Below are 15,816 nucleotides of genomic sequence, written 5' to 3'. Positions count from 1 at the left end.
GAACCCGTTCCCGCCGCATTCCGGTCATCCCGGATCTCGAACATTGCACCCCTTGAACTGGGGTGTTGCAACGATCCCTAGAACCCAAGTCGGCGCCGGGGGCCCTTCGGTGCGCGGGAGGGCCAACCTCGCGCGCGCACGGCCCCGTCCTCATCCGCTCGCGGGCCGGCGCGGGAGCACCGCGTGCACCCGGGTGCCGTGCCGCAGGGCGTCCACGGTGCAGCTGCCGCCGATCTCCGCGGCCCGCTCGGACATCGACCGGAGCCCGACCCCCGGGTGCTCCGGGAGACCGTGGCCCGGTCCCTGCCCGTCGTCCTCGATGTCGAGTTCCAGCCGCCCGGCGTCCACCCGGACGAACACCGTGGCGCTGGTCGCCCGGGCATGGCGCAGCACGTTGTTGAGCGCCTCCGCGGTGATCCGGTAGACCGCGACCTCGACGGCAGCGGGCAGCGCGGGCAGCGGGTCGGGCTCCAGGCGGGTGGCGACGGCGAGGTCCGGGCCGCTGAAGGTCTCGGCGAGCCGGCTCAGTGCCAGGGAGAGGCCGTAGTCGCCCAGCGCGGTGGGGCCCAGGCGGTCGGTGATCCGCCGGACCTCCCGGACCGCCGAGGCGAGGTCGTCCGCGACGCGGTCCAGCACGGAGGAGAAGAGCGCCGGGTCGTCGACCGCCGCGGCCGCCTGGAGGCGCAGCCGCAACCCGGCCAGCATCGGGCCGAGGCCGTCGTGGATGTCCCGGCGCAGCTGGCGGCGCTCCTCCTCGCGGGCCGCGACGATCCGCTCGCGGCTGGCCCGCAGGTCCGCCATCAGCTGGAGCGAGGCGACGGCGGGGGCGGCCTGGTCGGCGAGCGAGCGCAGGATGTCGCGGTCGCTGCCGTCGAGGACCCGCTGGCCCTCGCGCGGGGCGACGGTGAGCCGTCCGATGCGGTCCCCGCGGTGCACCAGCGGGAAGCCCTCGCCGCTGCCGGAGAGTTCCCCGACGGCGGCCAGCGGCCGTTCGCCGCTCCGCGTGGAAACGGTCAACTCCACGCCGGGCAGCCGCAGTTCCTCGCTGACCGTACGGCACAGCACGGCCGGCACCTCCTGCGGGTCGACGGTCTGGCTGACCCTCCCGGCGAGGCTGCGCAGCACCTGGTACGGCTGCGCGCGCGAGCCGTAGTACCAGCGGTCGACGACGCCGGAGGCCCAGCGCACGCCCCGGGGCAGGCCGACCGCGAGCAGGAAGACCGCGGCGACCACCACCAGCGCCCCGGGGCCGCGGCCGGGCATCAGCATGGTGGAGAGCAGACAGGCCACCAGCACGAAGACCACGGCCAGCCCGGCGGCCACCAGCAGGCCGACCAGCACCCGCCGGGCGGCCCGGTCCAGGCGCCAGGAGCCGTCCCGGACCACGACGGCGGCCAGGGTGAGGGTCCACAGCGCCGAGGTGACGGCGAACGCGATGTACGAGAGCGTGCCCTGGTCGAAGTAGTAGGCGAGTTCGGCTCCGCCCCACAGCAGGTACGTCCCGAGGGCGATCAGGACGTTCTGCCGGCGGCGCCGGGACACGCCGCGGATGCGGGCGAGCGGGACGAGCACCACCAGGACGGTCAGCGCGACGTACACGGCGACCTGGGTGTCGATCATCCGGTCGTTGAAGCCCTGCAGCCAGGTCGCCAGGCCGCTGCCCGCGAACGGGTTGGGTTGGCCGAACACGGTGGGCTCGGCGACGTAGCAGCCGGCCGGGGGCAGCCGCCACAGGGCGAGGGCGCCGATCGCCCACCACCACCGGCTGCTCGGGAGGGTCCCGTACGGCAGCCACAGCGGCAGCGCGTGCCACAGGGTGCCGTTGACGGTGTCGCACAGCGAGGACAGGACCACCACCGCCCCGACCACGTGCGGGTCGCCCCCCTCGACCCAGACCGGGGCCTCGGCGGCGACCGGGATGATCGACGCCATTCCGTACACCAGCAGGACCCAGCCGAGTTGGTTCCCCGGCCGGTGGGCGTGCAGCAGCACCCCGCCGGCCACGGCGGCGAGGCCGTAGCCGAGGACCGCCAGATCGTGGGCGGGCACCGAGACCCCGGGGGTGCCGAGGTGGCTCACCACGTACCCGGCCCACAGGCCGCCGGCCACCAGGCAGACGAGCGCGCACAGCCCGGCCGCGGCGAGCTGTCGCTCGGCCTGGCCGGACCGTGGCCGCCATCGGGCTCTTCGCGTGCTCTCCGCAGCCATGTCCGCCCTTTCCCTCGCCGGGCACCTCCGGATCCCTGAAGTCTGCGCCACCTGTTGTCCCGGGCGCATGAGGCAGCGGCCCCGCCGGACTTCACGGCGGGCCCGGAGGGGAAGGGCGGGCCCGCCGGGGTGGTCAGACCGGTGGGTTGGGGCGGGTCAGCCCGCGGTCGTAGGCGAAGATCACGGCCTGGACGCGGTCCCGGGCGCCGATCTTCGACAGCACCCGGCTGACGTGCGTCTTGACCGTCGACTCCGCCAGGACCAGGCGCTGGGCGATCTCGCTGTTGGACCAGCCGTGGGCGATGGCGACCAGGATCTCCCGTTCGCGGTCGGTGAGGGCGTCCAGCCGCGGATCCGCGGCCGGTGCGGCGCCGGGCGGGCGGACCGGCAGGCGGTGGGCGTAGGCGTCGAGCAGTCGCCGGGTGACGGCCGGGGCGACCACGGCGTCGCCCTCGGAGACCGCGCGGATGCCGGACAGCAGCTCCTCCGGCCGGGCGTCCTTGAGCAGGAAGCCGCTGGCACCGGCGCGCAGCGCGGCGTGCGCGTACTCGTCGAGGTCGAAGGTGGTCAGCACCAGGATGCGGGAGCGCCCTCCGGTGGCGACGATGCGGCGGGTGGCCTCGATGCCGTCCATGCCGGGCATCCGGATGTCCATCAGGACGACGTCGGGGCGCAGGTCGGCGGCCAGCCGGACGGCCTCGCCGCCGTGGGCCGCCTCGCCGACCACCTCGGTGTCGGGCTGGCTCTCCAGCAGCATGCGGAAGCCGTAGCGCTGCAAGGGCTGGTCGTCCACGATGAGGACGGTGGTCACGTCGGGCCGCCTGTCGGGTCGGGGGTGGGCTGAGGGCCGGCGGTGAGGTCCGGGCCGGCGCTTGGGTTCGGGCCGGCGGCGGGGTTCGGCGTGGGGGCGGCGTCCGGGCCGGCGGCGGTGGCGTCCGGCCCGGGGGTGAGGTCCAGGACCGCCTCCACGGCCCATCCCGCGCCGGGGGTGGGGCCGGCCGTGACGGTGCCGCCGTACAGGGCCGCGCGTTCGCGCATCCCGGCCAGGCCGTGGCCGTACCCGTGGGTGCGCCCGTGCCAGCGGGAGCCGCCGGGCGGGCCGGAGTCCTCGACGCGGACCCGCAGGCGCTCGGCGTCGACGGTGAGGGTCACATGGGCGCGGGTCTCGGGCCCCGCGTGCTTGAGGGTGTTGGTGAGCGCCTCCTGCACGATGCGGTACGCCATCAGCTGGACGCCGCGGTCCAGCCGGCCCAGGGCGCCGGCGGCCGTGTAGACCACCTGCGGGCCGGCGGCGCGGATGCGGGCGCAGAGCCCGTCGAGGTCGGCGATGCCGGGCTGCGGGGTGTACTCGGCGGTCTGGTCCCCCTGGTCGCGCAGCACGCCGAGCATCCGCCGCAGTTCGCCGAGCGCCTGCCGGCTGGTGTCCCCGATCAGCAGCAGGGCCTCCCGGCCGCGTTCGGGGGTGGCCTGCGCCGCGTACGCGCCGCCGTCGGCCAGGGTGACGATGACGGACAGGTTGTGGCCGATGATGTCGTGCATCTCCCGGGCCATCCGGGCGCGTTCGGTGGCGGCGGCCAGCCGGCTGCGCTGGTCGCGCTCTATCTCCAGCCGGGCGGCCCGTTCCCGCAGCCCGGCGAGCTGGGCGCGCCGCACCCGCACCGCGATGCCCAGGGCCACGGCCGCCGTCGCGGCGCTGAACAGGAAGAACAGGGCGTCGCCGACCGGCAGCCCGCCGCCGGAGACGGCCACCGCGACCAGCGAGACGGCCACCGCCATGGCGGCGCAGGACCACGCCAGGTGCCGCAGCCGGCCGTGCAGCGCCAGGCTGTAGAGGGCGACCAGCAGGGCGGCGTCGGCGCGCAGCCCGACGTCCAGCGACCACTGCAGGACGAAGACGGCCATGATCGCGGCGAAGGCCGCCGTGGGCCGGCGCCGGCGCCACAGCAGCGGCAGCACCAGGCCGGCCTGGAGGGCGAGGGTCTGCGGCAGCGGCAGCCGGGCGAGCACGATCCGGTGCTCGCGCGGGCCGCCCTCGGCGTGGCCGGGGAAGAGGTCGGGCAGGCAGAACAGCAGGAAGACGGCGGCCACCACCGCGGCGTCGAGCGCCCACGGGTGGTCGCGGTCCGCCTGCCGCAGCCGCTGGCCGATCCGGGCCAGGCGGGTGTACAGCGGGTGCCCGGACAGGAGGTCGGCGGCCGGGGTGTCGGCGGTCCGCGGGTCGGCGGACGAGGTGCCCGCGGCCGGGGTGCCCGCTGCCGCGAACGGGCTCGTCGTGGCGGTGGCGGGGTCGCTCACCGGTGGCACCTCCCTGGTCGGCCGGGCTGTCGTGGTCGTGTCCGCGGCGCCGGTGGCTCCCGGCGCCGCGGTGGATGGACTCCCTCCGAGTCTCTCAGGCGTCGGTGCGTACCAGCCGCACGGCCGCCGCCCCGAGGGCGAGGACCGTCCAGCCGAGGAAGACGGCCAGCCCCGCCGTCGGCGAGAGCGTGGTCGAGTCGTGGTGCAGGGCGAACATCGCCTCGCCCGCGTGGCTGGGCAGGTAGGGGCTGAGGTGGCTCTGCCAGGAGCTGGGCAGCAGCGAGGTGAGCCCCGGGATCAGCATCAGCGTGGCCACCAGCACCGCGATGCCGCCGGCCACCGAGCGCAGCAGGGCGCCGAGCGCGACGCCGATCACGCCGACCAGAGCGAGGTAGAGCCCGGCCCCCAGCAGGCCGCGGACCACCCCGGCGTCGGAGAAGGTCATCGCCACGCGGGTGCCGGAGAGCACTCCGCTGTCGGCGCCGAAGACCGCGAACACCCCGACGGTGCCGAGCACCAGCGCGATCAGCCCGTACACGGCGGCCTTGGACCAGAGCACCGGGAGGCGGCGCGGCACGGCGGCCAGCGTCGAGCGGATCATGCCGGTGGAGTACTCCCCGGCGGCGACCAGCACGCCGAGGATGCCGAGTGCCAGTTGGGCGAAGTTGGTGCCGAACAGGGACAGGCTCAGCGCGCTCGCGCCCGCGAAGTCCCGGTCCATCGGGCGGCCGGAGGTCATCCGCGACTTGAACTGGTAGGCGGCGATCAGGCCGAAGGCGACCAGGAAGAGCAGTGCCAGCCCGAGGGTGATCCAGGTGGAGCGCAGCGACCACAGCTTCGCCCACTCGGAACGCAGCACCCGCAGGGGCGTCACCCGGTACGCGGGACGGGCGGGCCGCACGCCGCCGGGGGCGGGGGTCGGGCTCGGTGCGATGGTGCTCATGCCGCACTCCTCGAAGTCTCGGCGGCGGCCGTGCCGTCGGCGGTGGTGATCGTGCCGTGGTACTCGACGGCGTCGCGGGTCAGGTCCATGAACGCCTCCTCCAGGGAGACCGCCCGGGGGGTGAGCTCGAACAGGGCGATGCCCTGCTCGGCGGCGGCCAGGCCGATCTCGCGGGCCGTACGGCCGGTGACCAGCAGCTCCTCCGAGCCCGCCCGGCCGGTGACCTCCACGCCGACGCCGGCCACTGCGGCGCGCAGCCGGGCCGGGTCGGCGCTGACGACCTTGACCACGTCGCCGCCGGCCTGGCGGACCAGGTCCTGCACCGTCGTGTCGGCCAGCAGCCGGCCCCGGCCGACGACGATCAGGTGGTCGGCGACCAGGGCCATCTCGCTCATCAGGTGCGAGGACACGAAGACGGTGCGGCCCTCGGCGGCGAGCGAGGTGAGCAGGTTGCGGATCCACAGCACGCCCTCGGGGTCGAGGCCGTTGACCGGTTCGTCCAGCATCACCGTGGCCGGATCCCCCAGCAGGGCCGAGGCGATCCCGAGCCGCTGGCCCATGCCGAGCGAGAACGCCCCGGCGCGCTTGCGGGCCACCGAGGAGAGGCCCGTCAGCTCGATGACCTCATCGACCCGGCGGCGCGGGATGCCGTGGGTGTGGGCCTGGGCCATCAGGTGGTTGAAGGCGGAGCGGCCCGGGTGGATCGACTTGGCCTCCAGCAGCGCGCCGACCTCCTGGAGCGGTGCCGCGTGCTCGGCGTAATGGCGGCCGTTCACCCGGACCGAACCGCTGGTGGGCGCGTCCAGCCCGACGATCATCCGCATCGTGGTGGACTTGCCCGCGCCGTTCGGCCCGAGGAAGCCCGTCACCGTCCCCGGCCGGACCGTGAAGTCCAGCTGGTCCACGGCCGTCTTCTCCCCGTACCGCTTCGTCAGCCGGTGCGCCTCGATCATCGCTCACCCCTGTGCTCCGGGGCCTGCCCTTCCGGCTGCCCTCGCGCACCACGCTACGTGCGGAGTCGGCTTCGATCCGTGGTACCGGGGTCCGATCATCGGCGCGCCCGTAATACCGCGGTACCACCCCGGCACCCCACCACGGCGAGTGGTCGGCGTCAGCACTGCTCCGCCAGCACGGCCCTGACCTCGGCCAGCAGCGTCCGGTGGTCCTCGCCGTACGTGACGACCGCCGCGAACACCGCGTCGATCGCGGCCCGCAGCGGCTCCGGCTCGGCCGCACCGAGGACGGCGGGCAGCGCCATGTGCGGCTGCGACACCGGCAGGTCGGGATCGAGCGGGCCGAGGACGAGGCGGGCGGTGCGGGTGGCGGCCGGCTCCGCCCCCACGACGGGCAGCCCCGGGGGCTCCGGCCGGTCCGTCACCGTCACGGTGGAGAACACCGGCTGGGACACGGACACCGACACGAACACCGGCGACGGGGCTTCGGGGTCCACGTGCGGCGGGCGGAAGGGCTCGCGCTCGGGCGCGACGGCCCGGCGGACCGTCCGGGCGGGGACGCGCGGGTCGGCGGCCAGGGTCTGCCAGAGCGCGGCCGGGTCGTCGAAGGGCGGCGGCAGCGGGCGGCCCTCGTCCAGGGCCGTCAGTGCGGCGGCGACCCAGTCGAGCCCGGCGAGGCCGGCCGCCGCGCAGGCCCGGCGGGCGGCGAACCGCGCCACCGCGCGCTGGGCCCGGGGGCCGGCGTCGTCCAGGGCGTGCAGCAGGGGCGCGTCGAAGTCCAACAGGCCCCGGACGTTGCCGACCACGCCGCGCAGGGCCTCGCTCGGCCGGCGGCCACCCCACTCCCACAGCTCGGCGGCGGCCGCGTTCTCCCGTGCCACGCGCTCCCGCGCGAGACGGGCCCGGAGTTCCTCCGCGGCGCGCTCCTCCGGCGTGAGGGGCGGCGGCAGCTTCCGGGCGTAGTCGTGCCAGTACGCCGCCTTCCGCGAGGTCTGCCGCAGAACGCGGTCCGGCTCGGGCGGGGCCGGCCAGAACTGGAGCAGGTAGCGCTCCGCCCCCGGTTCGTCGGACGTCCGGGTGTCCAGCCGGTGCCCCTCGTGCCCCTCGTCGAGGCCCAGGGCGCAGTAGCGCACCCGGTGGTCGCACTGCGCCAGTCCGAGCTCCCGGGCGTCGCCGCCGCCCCACTCCACCAGCAGGGTGGAGTCCGTGACCGGACGGAAGGAGACCTCGACCACGTCCTCCCAGTCCTCGTCCAGCGGCGGGGCCTGCTCGTGCACCTCGACCGTGAAGCCGACGGCACCGGTGTGCAGCCCGGTGGTCAGCCAGAGCGCCCCCGGGACGGCCGCGCCGCAGAGCCCCGCGCGCTGGCCGGCGAACGCCCTCGCCAGGTCGGGCCAGGGGTCGTCGGGATCGCTCTCCACGTAGATCTGTCCGTAGTGGACCCGGACCTCGCCGTCCACCGGCCTGCGCACCTTCACCACACCCTCCCGAAAGCAGTACGACCCGAGCGTAGGCGGCAGCACCGACACCGCGCCGCGGTCCGCTCCGGGAGGCGGCGGGCCCGGCACCCGTCGATACTGGGGCCGCCCGGACTCTTGCGGAGGAACCATGGACTACGGTCTCGGCGTACGGCTCGACCGGCCGTTCGCGCAGGCGGTGGAGGCGGTCACCGCCGCGCTCAGGGAGCAGGGCTTCGGCGTCCTGACCACCATCGACGTCCGGGCGACACTGCGCGAGAAGATCGGCGCGGAGATCGAGGACTACCTGATCCTCGGCGCCTGCAACCCCGCCCTCGCCCACCGCGCGCTCGAGGCCGACCGCCGCATCGGGCTGCTGCTGCCGTGCAACGTGGTGGTCCGGGCGGACGGCGACGCCACCGTGGTGGAGGCCGTCGACCCGCAGACGATCGTCACCCTGGCCGGGCCGGGGGGCGGGCTGGGCGAGGTCGCGGACGAGGCGGCGCAGCGGCTGACGGCCGCCCTGGACGCGCTGCGCGGATGAGGAGCAGATCATGACCGCACCCGTCGTCGCCGGATTCGACGGCTCGCCCGAGAGCCTCGCCGCCACCGAGTGGGCCGCCCACGAGGCGCGGCGCCGCGCCTGCCCGCTCGACCTCCTGGAGGCCTGGCCGTGGCCGCACCGGGACGTGGTCGGCAGCGAGGAGACCTACCGGCACGCGCTGGACCGACTGGAGCTCCGGGCGGAGGAGTTGCGCCCGCTGGCCGGGGACGGGCCGGTCACCTCGGCGATCGTCCCGACCGACCCGGCCGAGGCGCTGGAGGCGGCCGGGAACTCGGCCTCGCTGCTCGTCCTGGGCTCGCGCGGGCTGGGTGCCGTGCGCGGTTTCCTGGTCGGCTCGGTGAGCCAGGAGGTGCTGCGGCGGGCGAGTTGCCCGGTGGCGCTGGTCCGGGCCGACGCGGTCGAGTCCGACGGCCCGGTGCTGGTGGGCCTCGACGTGGCGCATCCGATGGACGACGTGCTGGCCTTCGCCTTCGACGCGGCCGCCCGGCGCCGGGCGCCGCTGCGGGTGGTGCACGTCTGGTCGCCGCCGGTCGCCAGCGAGTACATGGCGCTGCAGGCCGTGGGCGGGCTGAAGGGCGAGCTCTCGTCCGTCGAGCGGACCCGCTTCGCCGAACAGCTGGACCCGTGGCGCGAGCGCCGTCCGGAGGTGTCGGTGACCGCGGACCTGATCCAGGGCAGCCGCTCCGTCGCCCTGGTGGACGCGGCGGCCGAGGCCCGGCTGCTCGTCATCGGCCGGCGCCTGCGCCGCACCCTGGTCGGCTCCCACCTCGGCCCGGTCGCACACGCCGCGATCCACCACGTGCGGTGCCCGGTCGCGCTCGTCCCGCACAGCTGACCGGCCGGCGCTATTCGGGGCCAGCGGCGGGGACGTGCGCGGCGACCGCGAGGGCCGCGAGGGCCGCGACATCGAGGCCTGCGCCCGGGGCTTCCGGGCCGCCGGCGGCCGCGACCTCACCACCGCGGTGGTCACCGATGCCGGGCACTTCGCCCAGGAGGAGCAGCCCGCCGCGGTCCGGGCCGTCCCGCGCGACTTCGCCGCCGCGCCGTCGACACCGTGAGGGACGCCGCCGGCGCGCGCGAGACAGCCCGGCCGGGGGCGGGCGGCCCGGGGCAGAGGCCCCGGAACCGCCGGCCACCCGACCGGGCCGGCCGCTCAGCGAGTTCAGCGGGTTGAGCAGGTACAGCGGGTTCAGCGGGCCTCGCGCCGACGGACGAAGCGGGTGAGCGCCGAGCCGGACACCAGCGCGACGGCACCGACGGCGCCGACCGCGGCAATGGCCTGGCCGCGCGAGCCGGTCGCCGCGAGCTCGGCCGCCACAGCCGCGCCACCACCGCCACCGCCACTGCCACTGCCGCCGCTCCCACCGCCGTCACCGGCGACCCCCGCGGCCTCGCGGATCTGTCGGACGATCACGTCGGGGTGGGACATCATCGACACGTGCGAGGAGTCGATCTCGACGGTGTGCGAGTTGGCGCGCTTGGCCTCGAAGCGTTCGAGGTCGGGGGCGATGGCCCGGTCCTGCTTCGACACGACGAACCAGGACGGGATGTCGCGCCAGGCGGCGGCGGTGGCCTTCTCCCCGAACCCGGCCTCGGCGACGGGGCGCTGCTCGGCGGCCATCAGCCTGGTCCTGGACTCGGAGAGATCGGCGGCGAAGACGTCCCGGAACTTGTCGCCCCGGATGTAGAGGTCGGTCCCGCTGCCGCCACGCTCGGTGAAGGGGACGGGGTTGAGCGCGGTGGCGAGGTCGCTGCCGGCGAACTTCGCCGACAGCTCCGCCGGGGACTCGCCCACGTCGGGCGCGAACGCCGACACGTAGACCAGACCCTTGACGTTCGGGTTACCGGCCGCGGCCTGGCTGATGACGGCGCCGCCGTAGGAGTGGCCCGCGAGGACGATCGGGCCGCTGATGCTCTTGAGCAGACTCGCCACGTCGGCGGCGTCATTGGCCAGGCCGCGCAGCTCGTTGGGTGGGGCGACGACGTCGAACCCGTCGTCCAGGAGGCGGGCGGCGACGTCGTTCCAGCCGGAGGCGTCCGCGAACGCGCCGTGCACCAGGACCACCGTCGGCCTTCCCCCGCCGCCGCCCGGCCTGCCGCCGGCTTCGGCGGCGTGGGCGGGCGACACGGTGACGGCGACCGCGCAGGTCGCGAACGCCACCGTGACGGCGGAGGAGATCGAACGGCGGGACAGCGATATGCCCATGGTTCCTACCCTTTCGGAGGAGGTGGGGGGCTGGAACCACCCTGCCCACAGCGTCGCCCGGGCAGCACATCACGCTGCGCATACGGGTGAATCCGCACCGCTGTTCGGGTTTCCGCTCGGCCGCATTCGGTTTCAGAGCTCTCCGGACCTGAACCGGGCGGCCTCGTCCTCCAGGTCCGCCAGGTCGGGTGTGCGGTGGCGGACGGTGCTCACCCATTGCTGGACGAGCGCCCTGAGGTCGGCGAGCCGGCCGGCGACCGGGCCGCCGAGGAGGGCGAGGAGCCCGGTCGCCGCCGGGTCGCCCTCGTCGCAGGCGGAGCAGAGGGCGGTCTCCTTGAAGCCGGTCACCTGCTTCCCTGCCTGGTTCGGCCAGGAGTGCGGGTAACGGGCGGTCAGAAGGGCCGGGATTCCGCAGCGCCGACAGGGCGGGAGGGCGGCGGTACGGACCTCGATGGCGTTCTTGGCCTTGATCCTTCCGAAGGTGTTCACCCGTACGGTCTACCCCTCTCGGCCCTGGTCGATGACGCGGCGGACCGCGCGAACAGACCGGCGGCCGGCGACGTCGGGGGCGGCGCCGGAACGGACGCAACCTTTCACCCGGGTCACCGCATCCAAGTGATGTCAGGACCGAGGGCTGGGATGGGGGGCGGCACCCGAAGTAATTCCGACGTGTTCGGACCGTCGATTTCCCCATATCCCTTCAGTTCGCATACGATTTGACCTGTAGTGGTCGAACTCCACATCCGTTGCACAGCTGTGACGATCCGACAGGAAAATCCGTTCGACCAGCGGGTTCGGCGGGCTAGCATTCCGAAATGGAATCGAACCTCCCGCCCATATGGAATTCCTCCGATGACGCGGATACCGCGGATCTCCGCCCGTCCCGCCCCGCTCCGCTTCGGCTGGCCCGCCTCGGGGCGACCTTCATCGGCGTGAGCGTCGTGTCCGGTGTGCTGCTGGCGGGCATCGCCCTGCCCGCCGCCGGCGGCGTCGGACTGGCCGCCAAGGACACGGCGGAGGGATTCGACGAGGTTCCCGACGACTTCAAGACCCCGCCGCTGACCCAGGCGACCCAGATCTTCGACGCCAAGGGCGGCCTGATCGCCAAGGTCTACGAGCGCGACCGCACCGTCATCACCGCCGACCAGATGTCACCGTTCATGCGGCACGCCCAGGTGGACATCGAGGACGCCCGCTTCTACGAGCACGGCGCCGTCGACCTCAAGGGCGTGCTCCGCGCGATCAGCAAGAACGCGGAGAGCGGCACCACCGCGCAGGGCGCCTCCACCCTGACCCAGCAGTACGTGAAGAACGTCAACGTGGAGCAGGCCGGCGACGACCGCGACGCGGTCCTGGAGGCCCAGCGCAAGACCCTGGGCCGCAAGATCCAGGAGCTCAAGGTCGCCATCAAGCTGGAGGAGGACCTGCCGAAGGACCAGATCCTCACCAACTACCTCAACATCACGTACTACGGGAACGGCGCCTACGGGGTGGAGGCCGCCTCCCGGCGCTACTTCGGCAAGAGCAACAAGGACCTGACCGTCGCCGAGGCGGCGATGCTCGCCGGGCTGGTGCAGAACCCGTCCCAGTACGACCCCAAGCTGCACCCGCAGGCCGCGCAGAACCGCCGCGACACCGTCATCGACAAGATGGTGGAGAACAAGCACATCACCGCCGACCAGGCGAAGGAGGCCAAGGCCGCCCCGCTGGGCCTCAACTACCAGGCCCCGCAGAACGGCTGCATCACCGCCCAGGCCGGGATGGGCTTCTTCTGCGACTACGTCCGCCACGTGGTCAAGCAGGACCCGGCCTTCGGCAAGAGTGCCGACGAGCGCAAGAAGGTGTGGAACACCGGCGGTCTGAACATCCACACCACGCTGGATCCGGACAAGCAGGCCGCCGCCCAGAACGCGGTGACCTCCAACGTGCGGGTCACCGACAGCGTCTCCGCCGCCGTCTCCATGGTCGAGCCGGGCACCGGCAAGATCCTCGCGATGGCCCAGACCCGCCCGTACGGCCTGGACTCCAACAAGAACCAGACCGTCGTCAACCTCAACGTCGACTCGGCCATGGGCGGCGGCAACGGCTTCCAGCCCGGCTCCACCTTCAAGCCGGTCGTCGCGGCCGCGGCACTGGAGGCGGGCCTGTCGGCGACCCAGGAGTACTCGTCCCCGAACAAGCTCGAGTACCCGACGATGAAGACCTGCGAGGGGACCTGGAAGAACGAGGCCCGGCCCAGGACGGTGGTGCCCAACGAGTCCGCGAACGAGAAGGGCCCCTACCAGCTGAAGGAGGCGATGGCCCTCTCGGTCAACACCTACTTCGTGCAGATGGAGCAGGAGATCGGCCTCTGCGCGGTCAAGCAGATGGCCAACAAGCTCGGCATCACCACCCGGGCCAGCGGCAAGCCCCTGGAGGAGGTCCCCGCGATGGCCCTGGGCGTCGAGGAGATGAGCCCGCTGACCATGGCCAACGTCTACGCGACCTTCGCCGCCCAGGGCACCCATTGCACCCCGATCGCCATCAACAAGATCACCACGGTGGACGGCAAGGACGTCCCCGTCCCGGCCGGCCACTGCGAGCAGGCGTTCTCCGAGTCGACGGCCCGGGCGCTGAACACCGTCCTGAACGGCGTCACCGAGAACAACGGCACCGGCGCGGCGCTCAACCTGGAGGACAACCGGCAGATCGCCGGAAAGACCGGCACCTCGGACCACAAGAAGGCCGCCTGGTTCAACGGCTACACCCCGCAGCTCGCCACCGCCGTCTGGCTCGGCGGCCCCGACGGCGGCGTCGAGATGCGCGACATCACCATCAACGGGAAGCACCGCACCGAGGTGTTCGGCGCCGACGGCCCCGGACCGATCTGGCGGGACGCCATGGACCAGGCGCTCAAGGGCACGCCCAAGCAGTCCCTGCCGATGGCCGACATCCCCGACCCGGCGCCCAGGCCCAACCCCACCGGCACCGGGGCCACCACGGCCCCGCCGGCCACCACCCCGCCCGCCCAGCAGCACTGACGGGGGCGAACCGGGCACGCCCTGGCCCGGGTCGGCGGCCTGCCGGTCGGCTCCGTGACGGTCACACCACTGCGCAGAAGGTCACGACGGGCATGAAAACATGCTTTGTCGGAATATCGCAGACAGCGGAGGCAGTGACCAATGAAGCGCATCGGCATCATCGGAGTGGGCGAGATCGCCCGGGCCATCGTGATGGGCCTGCAGGACGGGGACGAGCCCGGGCCGGAGGTCCTCCTGTCCCCACGGGGCGCCCGCACCGCCGCCGAGCTGGCCGAGCGCTACCAGGACGTCCGGGTGTGCGCCGACAACCAGGAGGTGGTGGACCGCTCCGACCTGGTGATCCTCGCCCTGCGCCGCCAGGACTGGCGCGCGGCCCTGACCGGGCTGACGGTGCCCGACGACCGGGTCGTGGTCAACGTGATGCCCGGCGTCGGCACCGCGGAACTGCGCCAGGTCCTGGCCACCGACGCGGAGGTGACCCACGCCATCCCGCTGCCCACCGTCCGCGAACGGCGCTGCATCACCGTGGTGTGCCCCTCGCACCCCGATGCGGACGCCCTGTTCGACCGGTTGGGCGGGGCGCTCCCGGTCGCGGACGAGGCCGCCCTCAACGTCTTCTCCGCGCTGACGTCGACCCAGACCACCTACTACGCCTTCCTCACCACGCTGGTCTCCTGGGCCGCCGGCCAGGGCATCCCCGCCGAGGACGCCGACCGTTTCGTCCGCAGCCTCTACCAGGACGCCGGGCGCACCCTGGGCGACGGGACCCGTTCCCTGCAGCAGCTCGGGTCCGAGCACGAGACCCCGGGCGGGAGCAACGAGCGCGTCCGCACGACCTGGTTCGACCAGGCCAACACCGAGGCCCTGCGCACCACCCTCGACGGCCTCGTCGCCCACCTCCACGGCGGCGACGCGTAGCGCGAACACCCCCGAGCCGTCGGCACCGAGGGGGCCGACGACTCGGGGCGCGGCCGGGTCGCGCCGTATCACGTCCGGCTGACGACCGTTAGCATGACGGGTATGGCGCCGGAGGTTGGCGCCGGTTCGCACAGATTCCACAGCGGTGTTGAGGAGTTGACGATGAGTCGCGCATTCCCTCTGGTCCGGAGGAACGATCCCGTCCCCGAGGAGGAGCGACGCACCATCCTCGCCGCACCGGGGTTCGGGAAGTTCTTCACCGACCACATGGCGTCGGCCACCTGGACGCCCTCCGACGGCTGGCACGACCGCGAGGTCTCCGCCTTGGTGCCGTACTCGCTGCACCCGAGCGCCGCCGTGCTGCACTACGCCCAGGAGATCTTCGAGGGACTGAAGGCGTACCGCCACGCCGACGGCAGCGTCTGGCTGTTCCGCCCGGAGTTCAACGCCCGCCGCTTCGCCCGCTCCGCCGAGCGGCTCGCCCTGCCGGTGCTGTCGGAGGAGGACTTCCTCACCAGCGTCGAGGAGTTGGTCCGCGCCGACGAGGCGTGGGTGCCGGACTCCGCCGACGAGAAGAGCCTCTACCTGCGGCCGTTCATGTTCGCCTCCGAGGCCTTCCTCGGTGTCCGGCCCGCCGAGCAGATCGCCTACTCGGTGATCGCCAGCCCGGCCGGCCCGTACTTCGCCGGCGGTGTCACCGGCATCACGCTCTGGGTCAGCAGCAACTACACCCGCGCCGGGCGGGGCGGCACCGGCGCCGCCAAGTGCGGCGGCAACTACGCCTCCAGCCTGGCCGCGCAGTTGGAGTCCCGGAAGCACGGCTGCGACCAGGTGCTGTTCCTGGACGACACCGGCGGCGAGGGCGACCTGGAGGAGTCCGGCACGATGAACCTGTGCCTGGTCACCTCCGACGGCGAGCTGGTCACCCCCGCGCTCGGCAACATCCTCGACGGGGTGACCAGGGACTCGATCCTGTCCCTGGCGGGCGAGTTCGGGCTGACGCCGGTCGAGCGCTCGATCACCCTCTCCGAGCTGCGCTCCGGTGCCGCCGACGGCACGGTCACCGAGGTGTTCGCCGCCGGGACGGCCGCGGTGGTCACCCCGATCGTCGGATTCAAGGGCGAGGGCTACGAGTTCACCATCGGCAGCGGCTCGCCGGGCAAGCAGACCCTCGCGATCCGCGAGCACGTGCTGGACATCCAGTACGGGCGTGCCGAGGACGTCCACGGCTGGATGCGCCGGGTGGTGTGA

The 15,816-nt window shown here is 73.7% G+C and carries 14 protein-coding genes; 6 read left to right on the top strand and 8 right to left on the bottom strand.

Translation table 11 applies throughout. The features are described from left to right. Positions 1–150: 150 nt before the first annotated feature. The 6 genes from ACGF0D_RS29435 to ACGF0D_RS29410 form a co-directional block, all read right to left on the bottom strand. Entirely contained in the window at positions 151–2,208 is a 2,058-nt protein-coding gene (locus ACGF0D_RS29435; RefSeq protein ID WP_392921336.1) for a histidine kinase, read from the bottom strand. 133 nt (positions 2,209–2,341) lie between these two features. Beyond that, positions 2,342–3,019, bottom strand: coding sequence for a response regulator (locus ACGF0D_RS29430; protein WP_392877156.1), 678 nt, complete (start codon positions 3,017–3,019; stop codon positions 2,342–2,344). After that, entirely contained in the window at positions 3,016–4,392 is a 1,377-nt protein-coding gene (locus ACGF0D_RS29425) for a histidine kinase (protein WP_392877596.1), read from the bottom strand. The genes ACGF0D_RS29430 and ACGF0D_RS29425 overlap by 4 nt, the downstream gene beginning before the upstream one ends. 205 nt (positions 4,393–4,597) lie before the next feature. Then, positions 4,598–5,446, bottom strand: coding sequence for an ABC transporter permease (locus tag ACGF0D_RS29420; RefSeq protein ID WP_392877158.1), 849 nt, complete (start codon positions 5,444–5,446; stop codon positions 4,598–4,600). Then, positions 5,443–6,399: an ATP-binding cassette domain-containing protein gene (locus tag ACGF0D_RS29415; RefSeq protein WP_392921333.1), complete on the bottom strand. Its 957-nt coding sequence runs from the start codon at positions 6,397–6,399 to the stop codon at positions 5,443–5,445. Before ACGF0D_RS29415 ends, ACGF0D_RS29420 begins: the two co-directional genes overlap by 4 nt. 158 nt (positions 6,400–6,557) lie before the next feature. Next, positions 6,558–7,877 carry a hypothetical protein gene (locus ACGF0D_RS29410; RefSeq protein ID WP_392921331.1) on the bottom strand — a complete coding sequence of 440 codons (1,320 nt, stop codon included), beginning with the start codon at positions 7,875–7,877 and terminating at the stop codon, positions 6,558–6,560. 130 nt (positions 7,878–8,007) lie between these two features. On the opposite strand from ACGF0D_RS29410, the gene ACGF0D_RS29405 reads away from it, so the two are divergent. Genes ACGF0D_RS29405 through ACGF0D_RS29395 form a run of 3 tightly spaced genes read left to right on the top strand, consistent with a single transcriptional unit; the run spans position 8,008 to position 9,479 of the window. After that, a complete protein-coding gene (locus tag ACGF0D_RS29405) occupies positions 8,008–8,400 on the top strand; it encodes a DUF302 domain-containing protein (RefSeq protein WP_392921329.1) in 393 nt (130 codons plus the stop codon). 10 nt (positions 8,401–8,410) lie between these two features. Further along, the gene (locus ACGF0D_RS29400) at positions 8,411–9,256 is read left to right on the top strand and encodes a universal stress protein (protein ID WP_392877166.1); all 846 of its coding nucleotides are present in this window, start codon (positions 8,411–8,413) and stop codon (positions 9,254–9,256) included. Positions 9,257–9,290: 34 nt separating this feature from the next. Then, positions 9,291–9,479, top strand: a complete 189-nt coding sequence (locus tag ACGF0D_RS29395) for a hypothetical protein (protein WP_392877168.1) — start codon at positions 9,291–9,293, stop codon at positions 9,477–9,479. Between the two features lie 131 nt (positions 9,480–9,610). Here ACGF0D_RS29395 and ACGF0D_RS29390 read toward each other — a convergent pair whose 3' ends face one another. Both ACGF0D_RS29390 and ACGF0D_RS29385 read right to left on the bottom strand, forming a co-directional pair. Then, positions 9,611–10,627 (bottom strand): alpha/beta fold hydrolase, encoded by a 1,017-nt coding sequence (locus ACGF0D_RS29390; RefSeq protein ID WP_392921326.1) that lies wholly within the window; start codon positions 10,625–10,627, stop codon positions 9,611–9,613. Between the two features lie 132 nt (positions 10,628–10,759). After that, a complete protein-coding gene (locus ACGF0D_RS29385; protein ID WP_392921323.1) occupies positions 10,760–11,116 on the bottom strand; it encodes a DUF6300 family protein in 357 nt (118 codons plus the stop codon). A 443-nt stretch (positions 11,117–11,559) separates the two neighbouring features. Between ACGF0D_RS29385 and ACGF0D_RS29380 the strand changes: the two genes are divergently transcribed. The 3 genes from ACGF0D_RS29380 to ACGF0D_RS29370 all read left to right on the top strand — a co-directional run bounded on the left by ACGF0D_RS29380 (position 11,560) and on the right by ACGF0D_RS29370 (position 15,816). After that, complete coding sequence (locus tag ACGF0D_RS29380; RefSeq protein ID WP_392921321.1) at positions 11,560–13,647, top strand: transglycosylase domain-containing protein; 2,088 nt, start codon at positions 11,560–11,562, stop codon at positions 13,645–13,647. A gap of 141 nt (positions 13,648–13,788) precedes the next feature. Further along, positions 13,789–14,565 (top strand): NAD(P)-binding domain-containing protein, encoded by a 777-nt coding sequence (locus tag ACGF0D_RS29375; RefSeq protein WP_392921317.1) that lies wholly within the window; start codon positions 13,789–13,791, stop codon positions 14,563–14,565. A gap of 162 nt (positions 14,566–14,727) precedes the next feature. Then, positions 14,728–15,816, top strand: a complete 1,089-nt coding sequence (locus ACGF0D_RS29370; protein WP_392921314.1) for a branched-chain amino acid aminotransferase — start codon at positions 14,728–14,730, stop codon at positions 15,814–15,816.

The organism is Kitasatospora sp. NPDC048298 (assembly GCF_043201465.1).
Classification (GTDB): domain Bacteria; phylum Actinomycetota; class Actinomycetes; order Streptomycetales; family Streptomycetaceae; genus Kitasatospora.
The sequence above is the reverse complement of the archived record's forward strand: the minus strand, read 5'-3'. Positions and strand labels throughout refer to the sequence as shown.